At 46.8% G+C, this 14,387-nt stretch carries 14 protein-coding genes and 2 pseudogenes; 4 read left to right on the top strand and 12 right to left on the bottom strand.

Annotation, left to right across the window (positions count from 1 at the left end; translation table 11 throughout):
• Positions 1 to 163 precede the first annotated feature (163 nt).
• From mtnA to ACLGGO_RS14625, 3 genes are read right to left on the bottom strand one after another with little or no spacing between them, the layout of a single operon-like run.
• Positions 164 to 1,219: an S-methyl-5-thioribose-1-phosphate isomerase gene (gene mtnA / locus ACLGGO_RS14635; protein ID WP_446335808.1), complete on the bottom strand. Its 1,056-nt coding sequence runs from the start codon at positions 1,217 to 1,219 to the stop codon at positions 164 to 166.
• Complete coding sequence (locus ACLGGO_RS14630) at positions 1,161 to 1,286, bottom strand: hypothetical protein (RefSeq protein WP_446335807.1); 126 nt, start codon at positions 1,284 to 1,286, stop codon at positions 1,161 to 1,163. The genes mtnA and ACLGGO_RS14630 overlap by 59 nt, the downstream gene beginning before the upstream one ends.
• Entirely contained in the window at positions 1,283 to 2,512 is a 1,230-nt protein-coding gene (locus ACLGGO_RS14625; protein WP_446419848.1) for an NAD(P)/FAD-dependent oxidoreductase, read from the bottom strand. The genes ACLGGO_RS14630 and ACLGGO_RS14625 overlap by 4 nt, the downstream gene beginning before the upstream one ends.
• Before the next feature lie 316 nt (positions 2,513 to 2,828).
• Between ACLGGO_RS14625 and ACLGGO_RS14620 the strand changes: the two genes are divergently transcribed.
• Positions 2,829 to 3,416: a TetR/AcrR family transcriptional regulator gene (locus ACLGGO_RS14620; protein ID WP_446419847.1), complete on the top strand. Its 588-nt coding sequence runs from the start codon at positions 2,829 to 2,831 to the stop codon at positions 3,414 to 3,416.
• Between the two features lie 134 nt (positions 3,417 to 3,550).
• Here ACLGGO_RS14620 and ACLGGO_RS14615 read toward each other — a convergent pair whose 3' ends face one another.
• From ACLGGO_RS14615 to ACLGGO_RS14600, 4 genes and pseudogenes are all read right to left on the bottom strand, one after another.
• Positions 3,551 to 4,501: a DUF1517 domain-containing protein gene (locus tag ACLGGO_RS14615; RefSeq protein ID WP_446335803.1), complete on the bottom strand. Its 951-nt coding sequence runs from the start codon at positions 4,499 to 4,501 to the stop codon at positions 3,551 to 3,553.
• A 225-nt stretch (positions 4,502 to 4,726) separates the two neighbouring features.
• Positions 4,727 to 4,948 (bottom strand): sulfur carrier protein ThiS, encoded by a 222-nt coding sequence (gene thiS, locus ACLGGO_RS14610; RefSeq protein WP_446353681.1) that lies wholly within the window; start codon positions 4,946 to 4,948, stop codon positions 4,727 to 4,729.
• Complete coding sequence (locus ACLGGO_RS14605) at positions 4,945 to 6,024, bottom strand: thiamine phosphate synthase (RefSeq protein WP_446419846.1); 1,080 nt, start codon at positions 6,022 to 6,024, stop codon at positions 4,945 to 4,947. The genes thiS and ACLGGO_RS14605 overlap by 4 nt, the downstream gene beginning before the upstream one ends.
• A gap of 183 nt (positions 6,025 to 6,207) precedes the next feature.
• Positions 6,208 to 7,426, bottom strand: a pseudogene (locus ACLGGO_RS14600) (RNA-guided endonuclease InsQ/TnpB family protein).
• Between the two features lie 172 nt (positions 7,427 to 7,598).
• Between ACLGGO_RS14600 and ACLGGO_RS14595 the strand changes: the two are divergent.
• On the top strand, positions 7,599 to 9,122 hold the full coding sequence (locus ACLGGO_RS14595; protein WP_446419845.1) for a DUF1565 domain-containing protein: 1,524 nt from the start codon (positions 7,599 to 7,601) through the stop codon (positions 9,120 to 9,122).
• Between the two features lie 208 nt (positions 9,123 to 9,330).
• Here the strand turns inward: ACLGGO_RS14595 and ACLGGO_RS14590 are convergent, their stop codons facing one another.
• Entirely contained in the window at positions 9,331 to 9,474 is a 144-nt protein-coding gene (locus tag ACLGGO_RS14590; protein WP_446419844.1) for a ribbon-helix-helix protein, CopG family, read from the bottom strand.
• Positions 9,475 to 9,510: 36 nt separating this feature from the next.
• Here ACLGGO_RS14590 and ACLGGO_RS14585 point away from each other — a divergent pair, with 36 nt between their 5' ends.
• Together ACLGGO_RS14585 and ACLGGO_RS14580 are read left to right on the top strand one after the other, a co-directional pair.
• Positions 9,511 to 10,701, top strand: coding sequence for an RNA-guided endonuclease InsQ/TnpB family protein (locus ACLGGO_RS14585; protein ID WP_446419843.1), 1,191 nt, complete (start codon positions 9,511 to 9,513; stop codon positions 10,699 to 10,701).
• 60 nt (positions 10,702 to 10,761) lie between these two features.
• A complete protein-coding gene (locus ACLGGO_RS14580) occupies positions 10,762 to 11,550 on the top strand; it encodes a 2-dehydropantoate 2-reductase (RefSeq protein ID WP_446419842.1) in 789 nt (262 codons plus the stop codon).
• Between the two features lie 47 nt (positions 11,551 to 11,597).
• Here ACLGGO_RS14580 and ACLGGO_RS14575 read toward each other — a convergent pair whose 3' ends face one another.
• The 4 genes and pseudogenes from ACLGGO_RS14575 to ACLGGO_RS14560 all read right to left on the bottom strand — a co-directional run.
• Positions 11,598 to 12,050 (bottom strand): salt stress protein, Slr1339 family, encoded by a 453-nt coding sequence (locus ACLGGO_RS14575; RefSeq protein WP_446419841.1) that lies wholly within the window; start codon positions 12,048 to 12,050, stop codon positions 11,598 to 11,600.
• Between the two features lie 253 nt (positions 12,051 to 12,303).
• Positions 12,304 to 12,909, bottom strand: a complete 606-nt coding sequence (locus ACLGGO_RS14570) for a vWA domain-containing protein (RefSeq protein ID WP_446335834.1) — start codon at positions 12,907 to 12,909, stop codon at positions 12,304 to 12,306.
• 203 nt (positions 12,910 to 13,112) lie between these two features.
• A complete protein-coding gene (gene ndhN, locus ACLGGO_RS14565; RefSeq protein ID WP_446335797.1) occupies positions 13,113 to 13,595 on the bottom strand; it encodes an NAD(P)H-quinone oxidoreductase subunit N in 483 nt (160 codons plus the stop codon).
• Positions 13,596 to 13,743: 148 nt separating this feature from the next.
• Positions 13,744 to 14,387 (bottom strand): annotated as a pseudogene (locus tag ACLGGO_RS14560) (hypothetical protein); the annotation flags it as partial.

Here is a 14,387-nt window from a genome sequence, read left to right as displayed (position 1 = left end):
CTAAAATTGTCAAAATTATTAATTTTGTCCGACTACTTATATTCCAGATTACAATTACCCTCAACGAGTGCGGATAGCTTGAATGAATTCGTTTACGGCATCGAGTTCTCAAGTGTACCGATAATCTTGCACCATTTTCACCCAGCACCTGTCAAGCCAACCATTAAGCCAACTGCTTCACGCGAAACTGCTGCAACTCCTCTGGACGCATCGCTCCTTTTTCGGTAATAATGGCTGAAATTAACTCCGCTGGCGTGACATCAAACGCCGGATTATAAAACTCCACACCCGTGGGACAAATCACCGTCTCACCAACTTGATAAATTTCCGAGGGATGGCGTTCTTCAATCGGAATTAAATCCCCTGTGGGCAACTCGAAATCAACTGTAGATAGAGGGGCGGCGACAAAGAAAGGAATATTATGGGCTTTGGCGAGTAATGCCACACTATAGGTGCCAATTTTATTCGCCGTATCCCCATTTGCGGCAATTCTGTCTGCACCCACCACCACTGCATCAATCAATCCCCGATTCATACAATGGGCTGCCATATTATCGGTAATCAACGTTACCGGGATTCCCTCTTGCACACATTCCCAAGCCGTCAGTTTTGCCCCTTGCAACCGAGGACGAGTTTCACAAGCATAGATTCTGGCTAACCGCTGCTGGCGCCACGTTGAACGCACCACCCCCAAGGCGGTACCATAGCCTGCTGTGGCTAGGGAACCAGCATTACAATAGGTAAGAATACATAATTTTTCTGGAGTCGCGGGCATCGCCGCCAACCCATTATCCCCGATCGCGTTACAGATCTGTAAATCTTCAACCTGAATCCCTTGGGCGGTTTCCAGCAGGGCGGTTTTTAACTGATCCACTGAACCAATGGTTTCATGGGCAGTTTTCAACATCCGCGCGATCGCCCAAAATAGATTCACCGCCGTCGGGCGAGTTTGACGCAGGAGTTTGGAAACCTCTTCGAGTTCAGTTAAAAACGTCTCGCGATCGTCTGTTTTAATGTCTCGCGCCCCCAAGTACATCCCGTAAGCCGCCGCCACACCAATCGCCGGCGCCCCTCGGACAATCATGGTTCTAATTGCCCGTGCCATATCCTCACAGCACTTAATTTCAACGACGGCATAGTTTTGGGGTAAACGGGTTTGGTCAATCAGTAGCACGCGATCGTCGCGCCAAACGATGGGATACACCGGATTGTTGGGCATAGTTACTAAGGGAGTTAACGAACCAGGGAAACTGAGTATAGTTTAACCTGCTTTGGTCTTTTGTCATTTGTCCTTTGTCATTTGTCCTTGCCCTTTAACTTTCCACCATGATCTAATTTTTCGCATCAGGTAAACGATCAAGCTCTTGGAGAGTTTCTCAAATTTATAGTAAAACAGGATATCCATCATCTCTTGAGTCTCTAGAGGCGCCAGATAAGATACACCTTCATCAATTTTTTGGTCGCTTTCAATTAAATAGCGTTTCATGCCAATCTTTTCTGACAAATTCCAGCTCCGGGAAAATTTCTGATATATTTCTTTTTGATAATCCTGAAAACTGGCTGATTCACCCTTTAAGTACTTCTGAATATGCTTGCCAGCTATTTCAGCACAATGCATGGCATGGCGAATCCCTTCACCGCCCAAAAGGTTTACCATTGATACCGCATCTCCAATGGCAATAATGTTATCGCGATAGTAAATATCCTGAAGTCCACTGGAATAATGTAGGGTTGACCCATGAATATCGATAATTTTATAGTCTTTGGCTTGTATATACTCGTGAATCAGTAAATCAATATAATATCGAATCGATTCCGTTTGCTTAATAAGTTTGTGGTCTAATCGATAGGATGCCGCCCCCACCTTTAACTGAGGCTTCTCCATCGGAAATATCCAAGAATAGCCTTTTGGCATCCATTTATGCCCCAAGAAAAACCAGAGGGAATTAGCATACTTCTCATAATCATTGTCTGAGACTTCAATTAAATATTCAATTCCAGACGGCTTGAGGAACGCAGGTTTCTCGCTTTCTTTCCTATAAATGAGTGCTCTAGCCGGTCCTGTCGCATCCACCAGCACCTGAGTGGTGACAGTAATGGGTTCACCCCCTCGCGGCTTCAGTTCAACCAACGTCTCGCCCTGTTTTTGGGCATATTTCATATATCGATATCCCAGCCAAACGTCACCGCCACAAGATTTAACCTCATCAGCCAGGAATTTTCTCAACTTGGCGAAATTTAAGACAGCCCCTAAGGTTTGCGGAGAATCCCAATTTCGGGTTAAATTAGTGGTAACAATCACCAAATTCTGCCAAAAACTACCGACAACATCCTCAGGCAAGTCAAATTTTTCTAAGGTTTCTAATGGCGTAGCCGCACTCGAAAAATCATTTTTTTCAAAGGTTTCATGCTGCTCGACCAACAAAACATGATAACCGGATTTAGCTAACCACCTCGCACATTGTCCCCCGGCTGGACCTGCGCCAACTACGACAACATCGAAATTTCGCATACTATATTAGTAAAGGGTGTCATGAGTCCAGTCTCTCATACCAGGTTGCAATTTTAGCGGTAACCGTTAATTTTTTTGGGCAAAGGGTGAAGGTAAAACAGGCTTCCTTTCCATCTTGTTCCTTTACCCTGTCCATTTGTTACTGCTTTCAAAGAGGATTGGAAATCGGGGATGAGGAAACGTTACATCCTCGATGATCAGTTGAACTATTACTCAGTCCTGAATGACAAACCTGATCCCTCCTTCTACCTTTAGGAGGGGACGTTTGGGCTGCAAAACGCCACTGAGTATCAAATGAACCATTCCATAATTATTTATGAAACCATCTAAACGTGAGCAAATTGCCCAAGCCGCTATGCAACTTTTTATCCAGCATGGCTACAGGGAAACAAGTATGGATCAGATAGCCACCGAGGCAGACGTATCTAAGCATACCATTTACAATCATTTTCACTCCAAAGAAGGATTGTTTATCGAATTGGTGGAACAGTTCATTGATGAGCAGTTTCAGCCAGAGTTCCAGTCTGAACTGTCTGATGAGCCAGCAATAGGGTTACGCAGACTGGCAGAGGCATTTCTATTGAAAATGAATCATCCAGAGTACGGGGCGTTTCTACGTTTATTGATTGCTGAATCGGGTCATTTTCCTCACTTGGCACAATTGTTTATCCGCCGGGTGATTGGGGAAGAAAGTCATAGTCTGAAGCAGTATTTTGAGTCCCATCCGGACTGGCAAATTCGTGATCCGGAGTTGACTGCTTATATTTTTTTGAGTTCTATGTCTTCTTTGGTACTTTTTCAAGAAGTAATGCAAGGAAAGTCAATTTTGTCAATAGAACAAGACCGTTTAATTAACCAGTTAGTTGACTTTGTTAAACCGCCTTGGGTTGAAACCCAAGGCTAAAAGCGAAAGTTGTCTAAAGACAACTAGATAAGAGTTTGAGTCCATTTGAATGAACTTGAACTCTTAGCCCAAAACCGGTAGTTTGAACTCCTCATCGGGTTTCGGGCTTACTGACTCTCGGTGCAAGATGTGAGTTAAACCAGTTTCAGATCAGGATATTCCGCTAATACATCATCTGAGGTTAACGTATCGCCTTCGGCTTGGGGTGTCCAGAGGACTTCAATTGCCAATAAGCGCTCGCTTGACACACCACCTATCTGACGCAAGGCTTGACGCAAGTCATCAGAACTATTGATGGTGGGTAATTCCAGCTTCCCTTGTACGCCGGCTAAAAGGGTGACGATAATGTATTCACCGGGAGCTTGAGATTCAACCAAGGCTCCATTCCCTTCAGCCGCTTTGGCAGTCCCTTGGCGAAGTTGACCCTCATAATTAGATAAGGTTTCTTCGGCAAATTTACTGCGTTCTGCTAAAGAGAGCTGATTAAACCGGGCTTCGGCGGCGTCTAAAGCAATCTGTTGGGATTGCGCTGCACCATAGACCCAGTATTCAGGATGGCGTAGTAAGGCTAAAGTAGACTCTTGCAGCACTTGCGCTCGTCCTTGAGGTGAATCGGTATCAGCTTGTTGAGCTAACTCGTCAAGTTCCTGCTGAAGATTACGCGCACTGGCAAGTAAACCCACTTGCAAGCGTCCCACGGAAACCTTGGGATTGATCGTGTTAGGGATATCATTTCCGCCTCCTTCACCCAGACGACGGAAAGACTGTACCAAGAAATTCGCGATCGCAAAGAAGATCAGAATCCCGAACAGACTACCCATACCACCGAAGCCGAAGAAGGGTAAGAGGAAGGGAAAACCAATTCCTCGCCCACCATATCCATAACCGCCACCGGGAGCGCGATACCCTCCACCAGGGGGAGAATAGGTGCGACTCGGAGCGCGGAAGGAACCGCCACCAATTCTACCACCACTGCGAGCAGCTAAGGCGTCACTGGCATTCCCCAGGACTAAGGTAAAAATGAGACCAAAAACGAGCAGAGACTTTAAAAGGGGTTTGAGCTTTGAAAAAGGATGGTTACGCATAGGTTAATTAAGACTATCCCAACTGAGGTGAGTTTCCAACTGCTTACATTAGCCATCTGCAGTCTCTTTCCACTCCTGAATCTAAACTAAGGAAGACGAATCACCTCAAGCTGGGTGGGTATGAATGACTACACTTCCACTGTATCGCTCTCTTTCATCAGCTCAAACATCCTAAGAGTCGAGATTACCGATTCGTCATTTGTCAGGGAACAGGATAGTGCTCCCCTACCCACCACCGACAATCGTCACCACTTCTAGCTGATCCCCTTCCTTAATCTGAGTCGTTGACCAAAACTGGCGGTGGAGAATCTCACCATTGTACTCAACCGCCACTAAGCGCGGATTTAGGTCAAGCTGTTCCAAAAGCTGAGGCAATTTGGTGTCAGCCGCACAGGTACGGGATTCACCATTCACTTGTAGAGTAATTTGATCGCGAGTGTTGGTCATAATTGAGGAGTACTGGCTTCAATACGACGCAGGTTTTGTTCTTTGGTGAGTTGAGAGAGGAAATACTGGGTAACCAATGTTGGTTGTTCCGCTTGCATTATCGCACGCACGATCGCGACTCTTTTTGCTCCCGCCCCTAAGACCTCATGAATATTATTCGGATCAATGCCACCGATCGCAAACCAGGGAATTGATGCCTTTTGTGCCGCGTACTGCACATAGTCTAAACCCGCCGCCGCTTTGCCGACTTTGGTGGGGGTTTCATAAACAGGTCCTACGCCAATGTAATCGGCGCCTTCTGCAATTGCCCGTTGCATTTCGTCAGAATTTGTGGTAGAGCGACCAATAATCCGATGAGGTCCGAGGAGTTTTCTCGCTACAGCAATGGGCATATCCTGCTGTCCTAAATGAACGCCATCGGCATCAATCGCCAGAGCCAAATCCACGCGATCGTTCATAATAAATAATGCCCCGTAATGGTGGCACATCTGGCGCAGTTTCTGGGCTTGAGCGAGTCTGACCAAATCTTCAGCCCCCTTTTCCCGATACTGAACTAACGTCACTCCCCCTTGTAGCGCTGCTTCTACCGTGGGTAAGAGTTGGTCTGAGGGTAAGGTGACTAAATAAAGCTGCGATCGCTTCAGCAGTTGATAGCGGTGGTAGATGAGCAACTGACTCTCTAGGGTATAGACCCGATAGCGCATTTGTTTGCAAGCGACTCCCATACTGGGGCTATACAGTTTACCATATTCCTCTAGTACCCGTAAGGCTTCCTGAACCCGACAGAGGTTGGCTTGCAAAACTTGTTGGATATTGGCACGTTGTTCTTCCTGGGGATGAGACAGTTCCGTCCCTAGATCACCAGGGGTATCCCGTTCGGCGCGAATCTCTCGACTATGCCAACGGGCAAGTTCTTGGCGCATCTGCTTGCATTCACTTGCCATCTGCACGCTATTTAGACCAAAGCGACACCACTCTTCTATAATCCGTAAGCCTTCTCTGGCTCGGTCTAAATTCGCATCTAAAATCCGGCAAACTGCTGGTTCTTGACCCATCCAACCGTTGTACCCGCTCATCGCCAACTGCTCCACGTTATTTCTTATCCTAACAGGGTGACGGCTTTTAATTCTTGACCGAGTATGATGTGGTTCATAAGTGTTGGAAATTTTCCATAATTGTAGAACTGTTGTTGATTCGTTATTCTAATGCAACTAAGTACATTGACACTCCCCCGGCTGAAAGCACGGGGGATTCTTCGTTCATCCAATCACCTTACTGCATTGACGAGAGTCAATGCAGAAGAGGGCGAGTTGTCCCGAAGCGTTTATCCAGTATTCCTGGAGCGTTCCTGTATGCCCGGAGCGTACGAAGTGCTTCCTTGAGTATATTGATGGCAGCATTCCAGTCACGGTCTAAAACACATCCGCACTTACATTTATGTGTTCGAGTTGATAGTGATTTGTTCACCACACAACCGCAATTAGAACAGTTCTGGGAGGTGTAGTGAGGCTTAACGGCAACCGTTGCCACCCCAAACACTTTCCCGAAATACTCAATCCACCGCCTAAATTCAGACCAGGCGGCATCGCTAATCGATTTAGCTAGGTGGTGATTTTTGACCATATTTCGCACTTGCAAGTCTTCATAAGCTACCAAGTCGTTAGACCGGACTACGCACAATGCAGTCTTTACCGCAAAGTCTTTACGCTGCCTACTAACTTTCAAGTGTTCCTTGGCTAACTTCTGTTTAGCCTTCTTGTAGTTATTAGATTGTGGTTGCCCCTTCTTCTTCTTCTTAGATACCCGCTTCTGGAGGCGTTTTAATTGTTTCTCTGACTTCCTCAAAAATCTAGGGTTATCAACGGTTTCGCCATTTGAGTCGGTATAGAAATGATTCAGTCCCACATCTAACCCGATGGTGTTACCCGTTGGCTTTCTCTCCTCAGTTCGGTTATGGTCGATACAAAACTGAGCGTAGTACCCATCGGCGCGGCGAACTACTCTAACTCGTTTGATTTGGCTTTTTTGGTAGTAGTTAAGGTCACGAGTCCCATAGAGCTTAAATGTCCCTGCTTTAAACCCGTCAGTGAACGTGATCGAGTCACGATTCTCTGATAGCTTCCATCCGGATGTTTTGTACTCTACGGAGCCATGATTAAGGCGGTTTTTCTTGTACTTGGGATAGCCTTTCTTCCCTGGGGTTTTCTTTTTGCAGTTTTCCAAGAATCTGGCAATGCTAGCCCAAGTTCGCTCAGACATGGCTTGTCGAGCCTGGGAGTTTAACTTTCCCGCCCAGGGGAACTCTTTGCTTTTACCAAGAATCGTACAATACTTAGAAAAGTCATTACGAGTTTTAGCCTGACCATCTTCCCAGTAGCGAAGGCAAGCGTTACGAATAAAAAGACCAGTACGAATGGCTTCATCGAGCCTTCTATACTGATACTCTTTACCTTTTAGCTTACCCTCGTAGACAATCATTTTACCGCGTTGAGCTTAGGGTAGAATTATACCCTAGTCAAGCTCACACTCGCAACTCAAGTTGCTGGGCTGAACGCCGAGCTCGGTTTCATCCCCCGGTTAAAACGCGGGGGCTTTCACCATCGCTTTACTGTAAACTCAAAACATGAGGTTGAGATTCACAGCGCCGGAAATGATTAAGCCCTACCCAATTCAACAGTTTCGCCACCCACACTTAGTCCGGTGTGGGTTCGGTGCGCTTGCTGTGGTTTCTCTCGGCTGCATCACCCTGACTCCTCTGGGTTTGCCCCAAGCTATGGCACAGTTAACCTTGATTCCCCAGGGACTTGTTGCCCAGAATCAGCAAGACACCCCAGTGTTGTTGGTCAACCCCATGACTGGGGATGATATTAATGGTAATGGTAATATGGATTCCCCGTTCAAAACCATTGCCAAAGCTTTACAAGTGGCTCAACCGGATACGGTGATAAGATTAGCGCCCGGTATCTATAGTTTCCAAACCGGCGAAACCTTTCCCTTGATTTTGCCCCCCGGCGTCACGTTGCAAGGGAATCCCCGAACTAGAGGGGAGAATATTATTATCCAAGGGGGAGGTCTATTTGAGAGTCCCACCCTATCCCAGCAGAATATTACTATTCTGGCAGCTAACCCCGCTACGGTAACCGGGGTGACGATTACTAATCCCAATCCTCAAGGGTATGGGTTATGGATTGAATCAAGTTCACCGGTGGTGGTGGATAATACCTTTACAGAAAATACCAGCGCCGCAATTGTGGTGAAGGGAAATAGTGCGCCAACCATTCGCAGCAATTACTTTTATAACAATGGTGGCGAGGGTATTCTCGTGGCGGGGACATTACAGGCAGATGTACGGGAAAATGTGTTTATTGACCGGGATAACCCTAGCTTGGAATTGAGTCGCAACCTTCCCTCAACCCCAGCTGAATCCCCCACGACTCCAAGTATTGCCGAAACGGAATCGGTATCTCAACCCGTTGAAACCACGGCGAATCCTTCCCCAACTCCTGAACAGGTTTCCCCCATCGTTGAACCCGATAGGAGTATCTCCCAGTTAGAAATACTCCCCACCACATTCCCCTCCAACGGAACAACCCTATCGGCGGCGAATCCCAAAGAATTAACCGAGACTCAACCCGCAGCCATGGCTCAAACAGCCCTATCCCCCTCAACCTATTCCATTTCCGCCGCGTCTTTTCCGGTTCCCTCTAGTCTCCAGTCTCAAGAGAACCCAACGAATCCAGCGACACCAGCCGCAACTGTTCCCCAGATCATCGATATTTCTGTCCCCTCGCCAACCGAGACAGAGATACCCGATACGTCCACACCAGCCGCCTCTGAACCTGAAGCTGAAATAGGAGATGTCACGGTTAATTCTCCAGAGTTCCCCCGCCGGGATTCTGTTCCCGTACTCAATAGCAACAATCCACCCGCTATTCCCCAGGAACAGCCCCCAAAAACCCTACAGGGAGGGCGCTATCGGGTATTAGTCGCCGCCAAAACTGACGATCAACAAACCTTGGTGCGATCGCTGATTCCTGGATCATTCCGTACTTCTTACAATGGGACGTTGATGATGCAAGTGGGATTATTTATTAGCCGCGAAAATGCCCAACAGATTCTGGATTTGCTTAAGGAGCAGGGATTAACCGTTACTATAGAAACCCTTCAGGACTAATTGTTAACGGGGACAGGGGATAATCTGGAGACGGGGAGTGATGCTTCCTCTTCTGTTGCGGATTGAAGTTGGGGTTAGGGGATGAAGGGGAAAAGGAAAGTGCGATCGCACCTTTGCTTCCCCAGAAATTCCCAGGATGCCAGACTTAGGGTAGATTGGGTAAACAGGACTCAAACCCTTACCGGAAAATAGGGTCTAAAGCCTCGCCCTAAAAGGGCGACTTTTTATCGGTAGTTTGCAAGTTCCGAATAAACTCTCTTAGCACATCATTTTGCGTCCTTTCTGTCTGGGCGCAATACCGCCTTAGTCGTTCAAATTCCGCGTCAGAACATCTAATCGATAAATGCTTCATGGCTTAATATTGGCTGCAATATGTTATCATAGTAACATGAAAAGCCGATACCAGTTCCGAATCTATCCCACCCCTGGTCAGCGTCAGTCATTGGCGCGACTGTTTGGTTGTGTACGGGTAGTCTGGAATGATGCCCTAGCGTTGTGTAAGCAGTCGGATAAGCTACCCAAAAATAGTGAACTCCAGAAGCTATGCATCACCCAGGCTAAGAAAACTGAAGACAGGGCGTGGCTGGGACAGGTGTCGGCTATTCCCCTGCAACAATCGGTTGCTGATTTGGGGGTAGCCTTCAAAAACTTCTTTCAATCCCGCTCCGGCAAGCGCAAAGGAAAAAAGGTAAACCCACCACGGTTTAAGCGGCGAGTTAATCGTCAGACGGCGCGGTTTACTAGGGGTGGATTTAAAGTCAAAGCCACCAAAGTCTACCTAGCCAAAATCGGGGAAGTTAAAACCAAGTGGTCACGCCCTCTACCGTCTGAACCAAGCTCGGTTACGGTGATTAAAGACTGCGCTGGCAGGTACTTCCTCAGCTTTGTTGTAGAGATACAACCGGAAATCAAACCGCCCAAGAATCCGTCCATTGGGATTGATTTAGGGTTAAAGGTTTTTGCGTCTTGTAGTAACAAGGAAAGAATAGATAGCCCGAACTGTTCCCTTCTCTATCGCAAGCTGAAACGCTCTTCACGGCGACTAGCTAAGCGGCAAAAGGGGAGCAAGCGGCGAGAACGGATGCGGGTTCAAGTAGCCAAGCTTAACGCCCAAATACGGGATAAGCGCAAGGATTTTTTGCACAAGCTGTCCACTAAGGTAGTAGACGAAAACCAAGTCATTGCCTTAGAAGACTTAAACGTTGGCGGTATGGTCAAAAACCGCAAATTATCACGGGCAATTAGCCAAGCTGGATGGTATGAATTTCGGTCATTGTGTGAAGGCAAAGCCGACAAGCACAACCGGGACTTTCGAGTTATCAACCGATGGGAACCTACCAGCCAGGTTTGTTCTGAGTGTGGGTACCGATGGGGGAAGTTAGACCTATCAGTCAGGACAATTGTCTGTGTTAACTGTGGCGTAGAACATGACCGAGACGATAATGCCTCGGTCAATATAGAACAAGCAGGGCTTCGAGCAAAAGTCGGGGTCGGGCAGACCCACGACTCTAAACGGACGGGGAGTGCGTGTAAGACCTCGGATGAGGCAGTGTGTGGTGAGCCGTCAACCCACCCTTGAGTACGTGCAGTTAAAGCTGTTCGACTGGTAGGGAATCACCGTCCTTGTAGGGCGGTGAGGATGTCAACCCAGGTGAATGCCTACAACCATGTCAAAGATATGCCCCCAAGTGATGTCGTATTAATCGCCCTAAAAACCACCCAAAATCATCTCCTTCCTCACCTGCTTCCGCCTCTTATCAAAGCTGGAACCGTAGTTCTCACCTTGCAAAATGGCTTAGGGATTGAACCTGAAATTGCTGCCATAGTTGGGGAAACCGTGGAAGTTTTAGGGGGACTCTGCTTTGTCTGTTCAAATAAAATTGGTTTGGGTCAAATTCATCACCTTGATTATGGTCAAATCCAGCTCGGCGCATACAGCAAAAACCACCAACCCCAAGGAATTACCCCAACAATGCGTCAGATTGCGGCTGACTTTGAGCAAGCCAATATTCCGATTCAGCTTTCTGAGAATTTATTCCTTTCCCGGTGGAAGAAATTGGTGTGGAATATTCCCTGTAATGGTCTATCTGTCGTATTAGATGCCACAACTGATGCAATTATGAAGGATAGTCATGGGTATCAGATGACGGAACAACTGATGCGAGAAGTTGTAGCCGGGGCGGCGGGGTATGGTTTAGAGATAAAAGAGAGTTTTGTTCAAAAGATGCTGGATTATACGATGAAGATGAAACCCTATCGTACCAGCATGAAGATCGACTATGATTGTCATCGTCCGTTGGAAGTCGAAGCCATGTTTGGCAACCCAATCCGGGCGGCGCAAACGGTTGGGGTTGCGGTTCCCCAAATAACCATACTCTATCAACAATTAAAATTCCTAGATACCAGAAATATCACGATTGGTGATTAATATCAACGTTTCAGCGGAACGCCTCTACAAGCTCCCTCATCTCCCGATCAAGGAGTTTCCCGCAGCGCTTGCAGATAATCCATCGCGGCTTCGAGTTTGGAGGGATAGCTATAAGAAAACTCTTCAAACCAAAGCCCTTCCTCAGAATGGGGCTTTAAATTATTTAACCATTCTTGGGCTTGTTGCTTCAGGGCTTCCCGTTTGCGCTGTTGTCGCTGTTTTGCCTTGATTTGTTCCTCTTGCAGTTGCTGCTGTCGTTTCCGTTGGGCTTCGTGCTCTTTCTCCTCAAACTCAGCCTTCAATTCTGAGAGTATACTATCTTCTACAGGCGATCGCGAGGATGGGGATGAGGAAATGGGTTGATACGTGGACGAATTCGTTGGGGGCGACTTCAAGTCGTCATCATCCAACAGAGGTTTTTTTTCAGGGGGTTTTCCCTGATCTTTTTCTTGATATTCTGTTTTGATTTGGGCTAATAAGTCATCAAGGGATTCTGCCATAAGACTAGACTCTCAGTGACGAGAGATGTTGTTATCAACAATTATAGTGAAGGACACATCCCAAAAGGTCATGTCCTGTATATCTTCTATTCTAATCCGCTTTGCTTTTGCCCACTCTGACACGGAATCCCTTGACACCTGCTCTCGATGATCGCCTGAGTTAAGGATCGGATACTCCACCAGGAGACGGCATAATACTCACAGATGAGGTAAATGCACCCCCTGTGTCAGAAAACCCACTAAACTTGGTTGCCTAATCGATTACAGCATTGAGCAACACGTCTGTTAAGGTCATATCCTCCATATCCTCAATGGTTACTGTATCCACAATGTCAAATTTTGCGCCAGCACTTTCGAGTTCATCATCAAGAATTTTGAGGAACTTCGTTGCTTGAGAATCACTGCCAATTTGGATAAAGGAAATGGCTAACTCTTCATCCTTATCCATTTTGCGTGACGCTTCGATAATCACCTTCATCACAGCTTTGCGGTCATCGGGTTCCCCATCGGTAACCACCAGTATGGTTTCACCATTCAACTTCGTCTGACCGCTAGTCTTACGCTGAAAATAGTTGTTAAGGGCATCCTGCAAGACAGATGCCAAGTCAGTGCGCCCTGATGGCTCATTTTCCTGGAATACCTGGATAACTTTATTAGCCGTCACACCGTCATAGCGTTTGAAACGACCAGAAAAGAGGTAAATGGTGATACCATCGGGATCAAATTCTTCGCATTTATTCGCTAAAGCCAGGGTAGACTCTTGCATAACATCCCAGCGGCTTTTCCCAGAATACTGATCCCGAATGGACATACTGCCGCTTTTATCAATGATTAAGGTATAATCTCGTTTCTCTAGCATAAAAACGTTCCCAAATCTACTACAGTCCTTCTCAAGATTATCAAACCCACAAATCGGCGATCGCAAACTGTAAGGTGGCGACAGTTCGGGAGCCGGACTGTAGGGGCGGGTTTTCCCGATAACATTTTGGCACAAACCGTTTTCCTAGAGGAGCGCCCGCCCTTTTAAGTTGTACAGACGTTGCCTGCAACGTCTCTACCGCGTTAGGATGCCCACTGGGATACAGTCTCCTGAAGCGGCTGCCAACGGAAATAGCGCTCGCCTCCCATTTCAAGCGCCACTTTCACACGCTTCTCCTGCTTAGGTAAAGTGATGAAATATTCAATTTCTTGGCGGGACAGACTAGCGCCCTCGATTAGCCACAGTACCATCCCTTTCGACTTAGCCGGTAGATTTTCCAATTGATACGTCAGGATAGGCGGGACAAAGTAAACCGGACCCACAGCAGCGCTTTGACCAATTGTTTTCTTGCCCAGATGCGGTGGACGGACACCGTGAACATCCGTCAAATAAGCGGCTGGATCGCCTAATCCTTTCACGGAGAAAGAAATCGTCGTATAACCCGCCGCCCGCAGTCGTCGCCGATAACGCCCTTCAAATCCTCCCTCTAAGGGAGCGTATAATGCCAATGCGCCGGACTGTTCTAAATCCCTAATAAACGTCTTTCCGGTGGTGATCAGTGCCATTTATTTCTCCGATTCCGCCTTAAGTTTTGTTAATTCTTATCAGCCAATTATATAGCCTTTATTACCGCTTCTAAAAACCTAGACAAACCTACCCATAAGTAATTCTGCCTTGGTATAAGTCCACGGTGTAACTTTTGGTCGATAACCGTTAACGCTTACGCTTGGCTGATACCCGGCATTGTTGCTCGATATCAGCCTTAACCAATGGCTCCCAGTTAGAGACACTATAGTAATCGTGTCTACGATTGACTACAGGGCATCGACCAATAAAATTATTAAATTGATATAGAGCGCTCCATACGTGCTTTCTCGGATTCACTCCGAGATAGGCGGACACAGAGCGCGGCAATCTCTCACTCAAATTCATTCCTCTTCTGGCAATTGCTAGGGCCGCAGCCACATCATCCGATAGTCCATACATTCGACTATATTTAACCAATCCAATCAAACTCGTGTAAGCTGGATTGCACAAATAAAGAGTTATTCCTCGGTTGGATAAAATCGATGACAAAATCTGATAAAAACGACTGTATGCCCAGGCAGAAAGCATTCGAGCATATTTTTTTCCACGCTCTCGTAATTGAGCTTTCTTTGTCGAAAAATCTAAGCTTTCGCACAGAATAGGGATCTTCAAATCCCTGGCTAAAGCTGCCAATTTCAAACAAACATCTACAATTTGAGCATCTTGTTTACCTGTGGGTAAACCCGTCTGAACAGGAAGAGTTCCCTGAGCTTTTAAATTTCCTTGACCATCAACATAAGCCCAACCGATAGAACTAGGATTTAGATCGA

The sequence above is a fragment of the Coleofasciculus sp. genome (assembly GCF_046565525.1).
Lineage (GTDB): Bacteria > Cyanobacteriota > Cyanobacteriia > Cyanobacteriales > Coleofasciculaceae > Coleofasciculus.
Note: the sequence above shows the minus strand (reverse complement) of the source record. Positions and strands in the feature narration are given on the sequence as shown.

What these genes read in the sequence shown, in the direction of transcription:
- thiS (WP_446353681.1), bottom strand. Translation starts at nt 4,948, where the DNA reads ATGACCAACACTCGCGATCAAATTACTCTACAAGTGAATGGTGAATCC.
- ndhN (WP_446335797.1), bottom strand. Translation starts at nt 13,595, where the DNA reads ATGGCACTGATCACCACCGGAAAGACGTTTATTAGGGATTTAGAACAG.
- ACLGGO_RS14625 (WP_446419848.1), bottom strand. Translation starts at nt 2,512, where the DNA reads ATGCGAAATTTCGATGTTGTCGTAGTTGGCGCAGGTCCAGCCGGGGGA.
- ACLGGO_RS14605 (WP_446419846.1), bottom strand. Translation starts at nt 6,024, where the DNA reads ATGAGCGGGTACAACGGTTGGATGGGTCAAGAACCAGCAGTTTGCCGG.
- ACLGGO_RS14595 (WP_446419845.1), top strand. Translation starts at nt 7,599, where the DNA reads ATGATTAAGCCCTACCCAATTCAACAGTTTCGCCACCCACACTTAGTC.
- ACLGGO_RS14615 (WP_446335803.1), bottom strand. Translation starts at nt 4,501, where the DNA reads ATGCGTAACCATCCTTTTTCAAAGCTCAAACCCCTTTTAAAGTCTCTG.
- ACLGGO_RS14575 (WP_446419841.1), bottom strand. Translation starts at nt 12,050, where the DNA reads ATGGCAGAATCCCTTGATGACTTATTAGCCCAAATCAAAACAGAATAT.
- ACLGGO_RS14570 (WP_446335834.1), bottom strand. Translation starts at nt 12,909, where the DNA reads ATGCTAGAGAAACGAGATTATACCTTAATCATTGATAAAAGCGGCAGT.
- ACLGGO_RS14580 (WP_446419842.1), top strand. Translation starts at nt 10,762, where the DNA reads ATGTCAACCCAGGTGAATGCCTACAACCATGTCAAAGATATGCCCCCA.
- ACLGGO_RS14630 (WP_446335807.1), bottom strand. Translation starts at nt 1,286, where the DNA reads ATGACAAAAGACCAAAGCAGGTTAAACTATACTCAGTTTCCCTGGTTC.
- ACLGGO_RS14620 (WP_446419847.1), top strand. Translation starts at nt 2,829, where the DNA reads ATGAAACCATCTAAACGTGAGCAAATTGCCCAAGCCGCTATGCAACTT.
- mtnA (WP_446335808.1), bottom strand. Translation starts at nt 1,219, where the DNA reads ATGCCCAACAATCCGGTGTATCCCATCGTTTGGCGCGACGATCGCGTG.
- ACLGGO_RS14590 (WP_446419844.1), bottom strand. Translation starts at nt 9,474, where the DNA reads ATGAAGCATTTATCGATTAGATGTTCTGACGCGGAATTTGAACGACTA.
- ACLGGO_RS14585 (WP_446419843.1), top strand. Translation starts at nt 9,511, where the DNA reads ATGAAAAGCCGATACCAGTTCCGAATCTATCCCACCCCTGGTCAGCGT.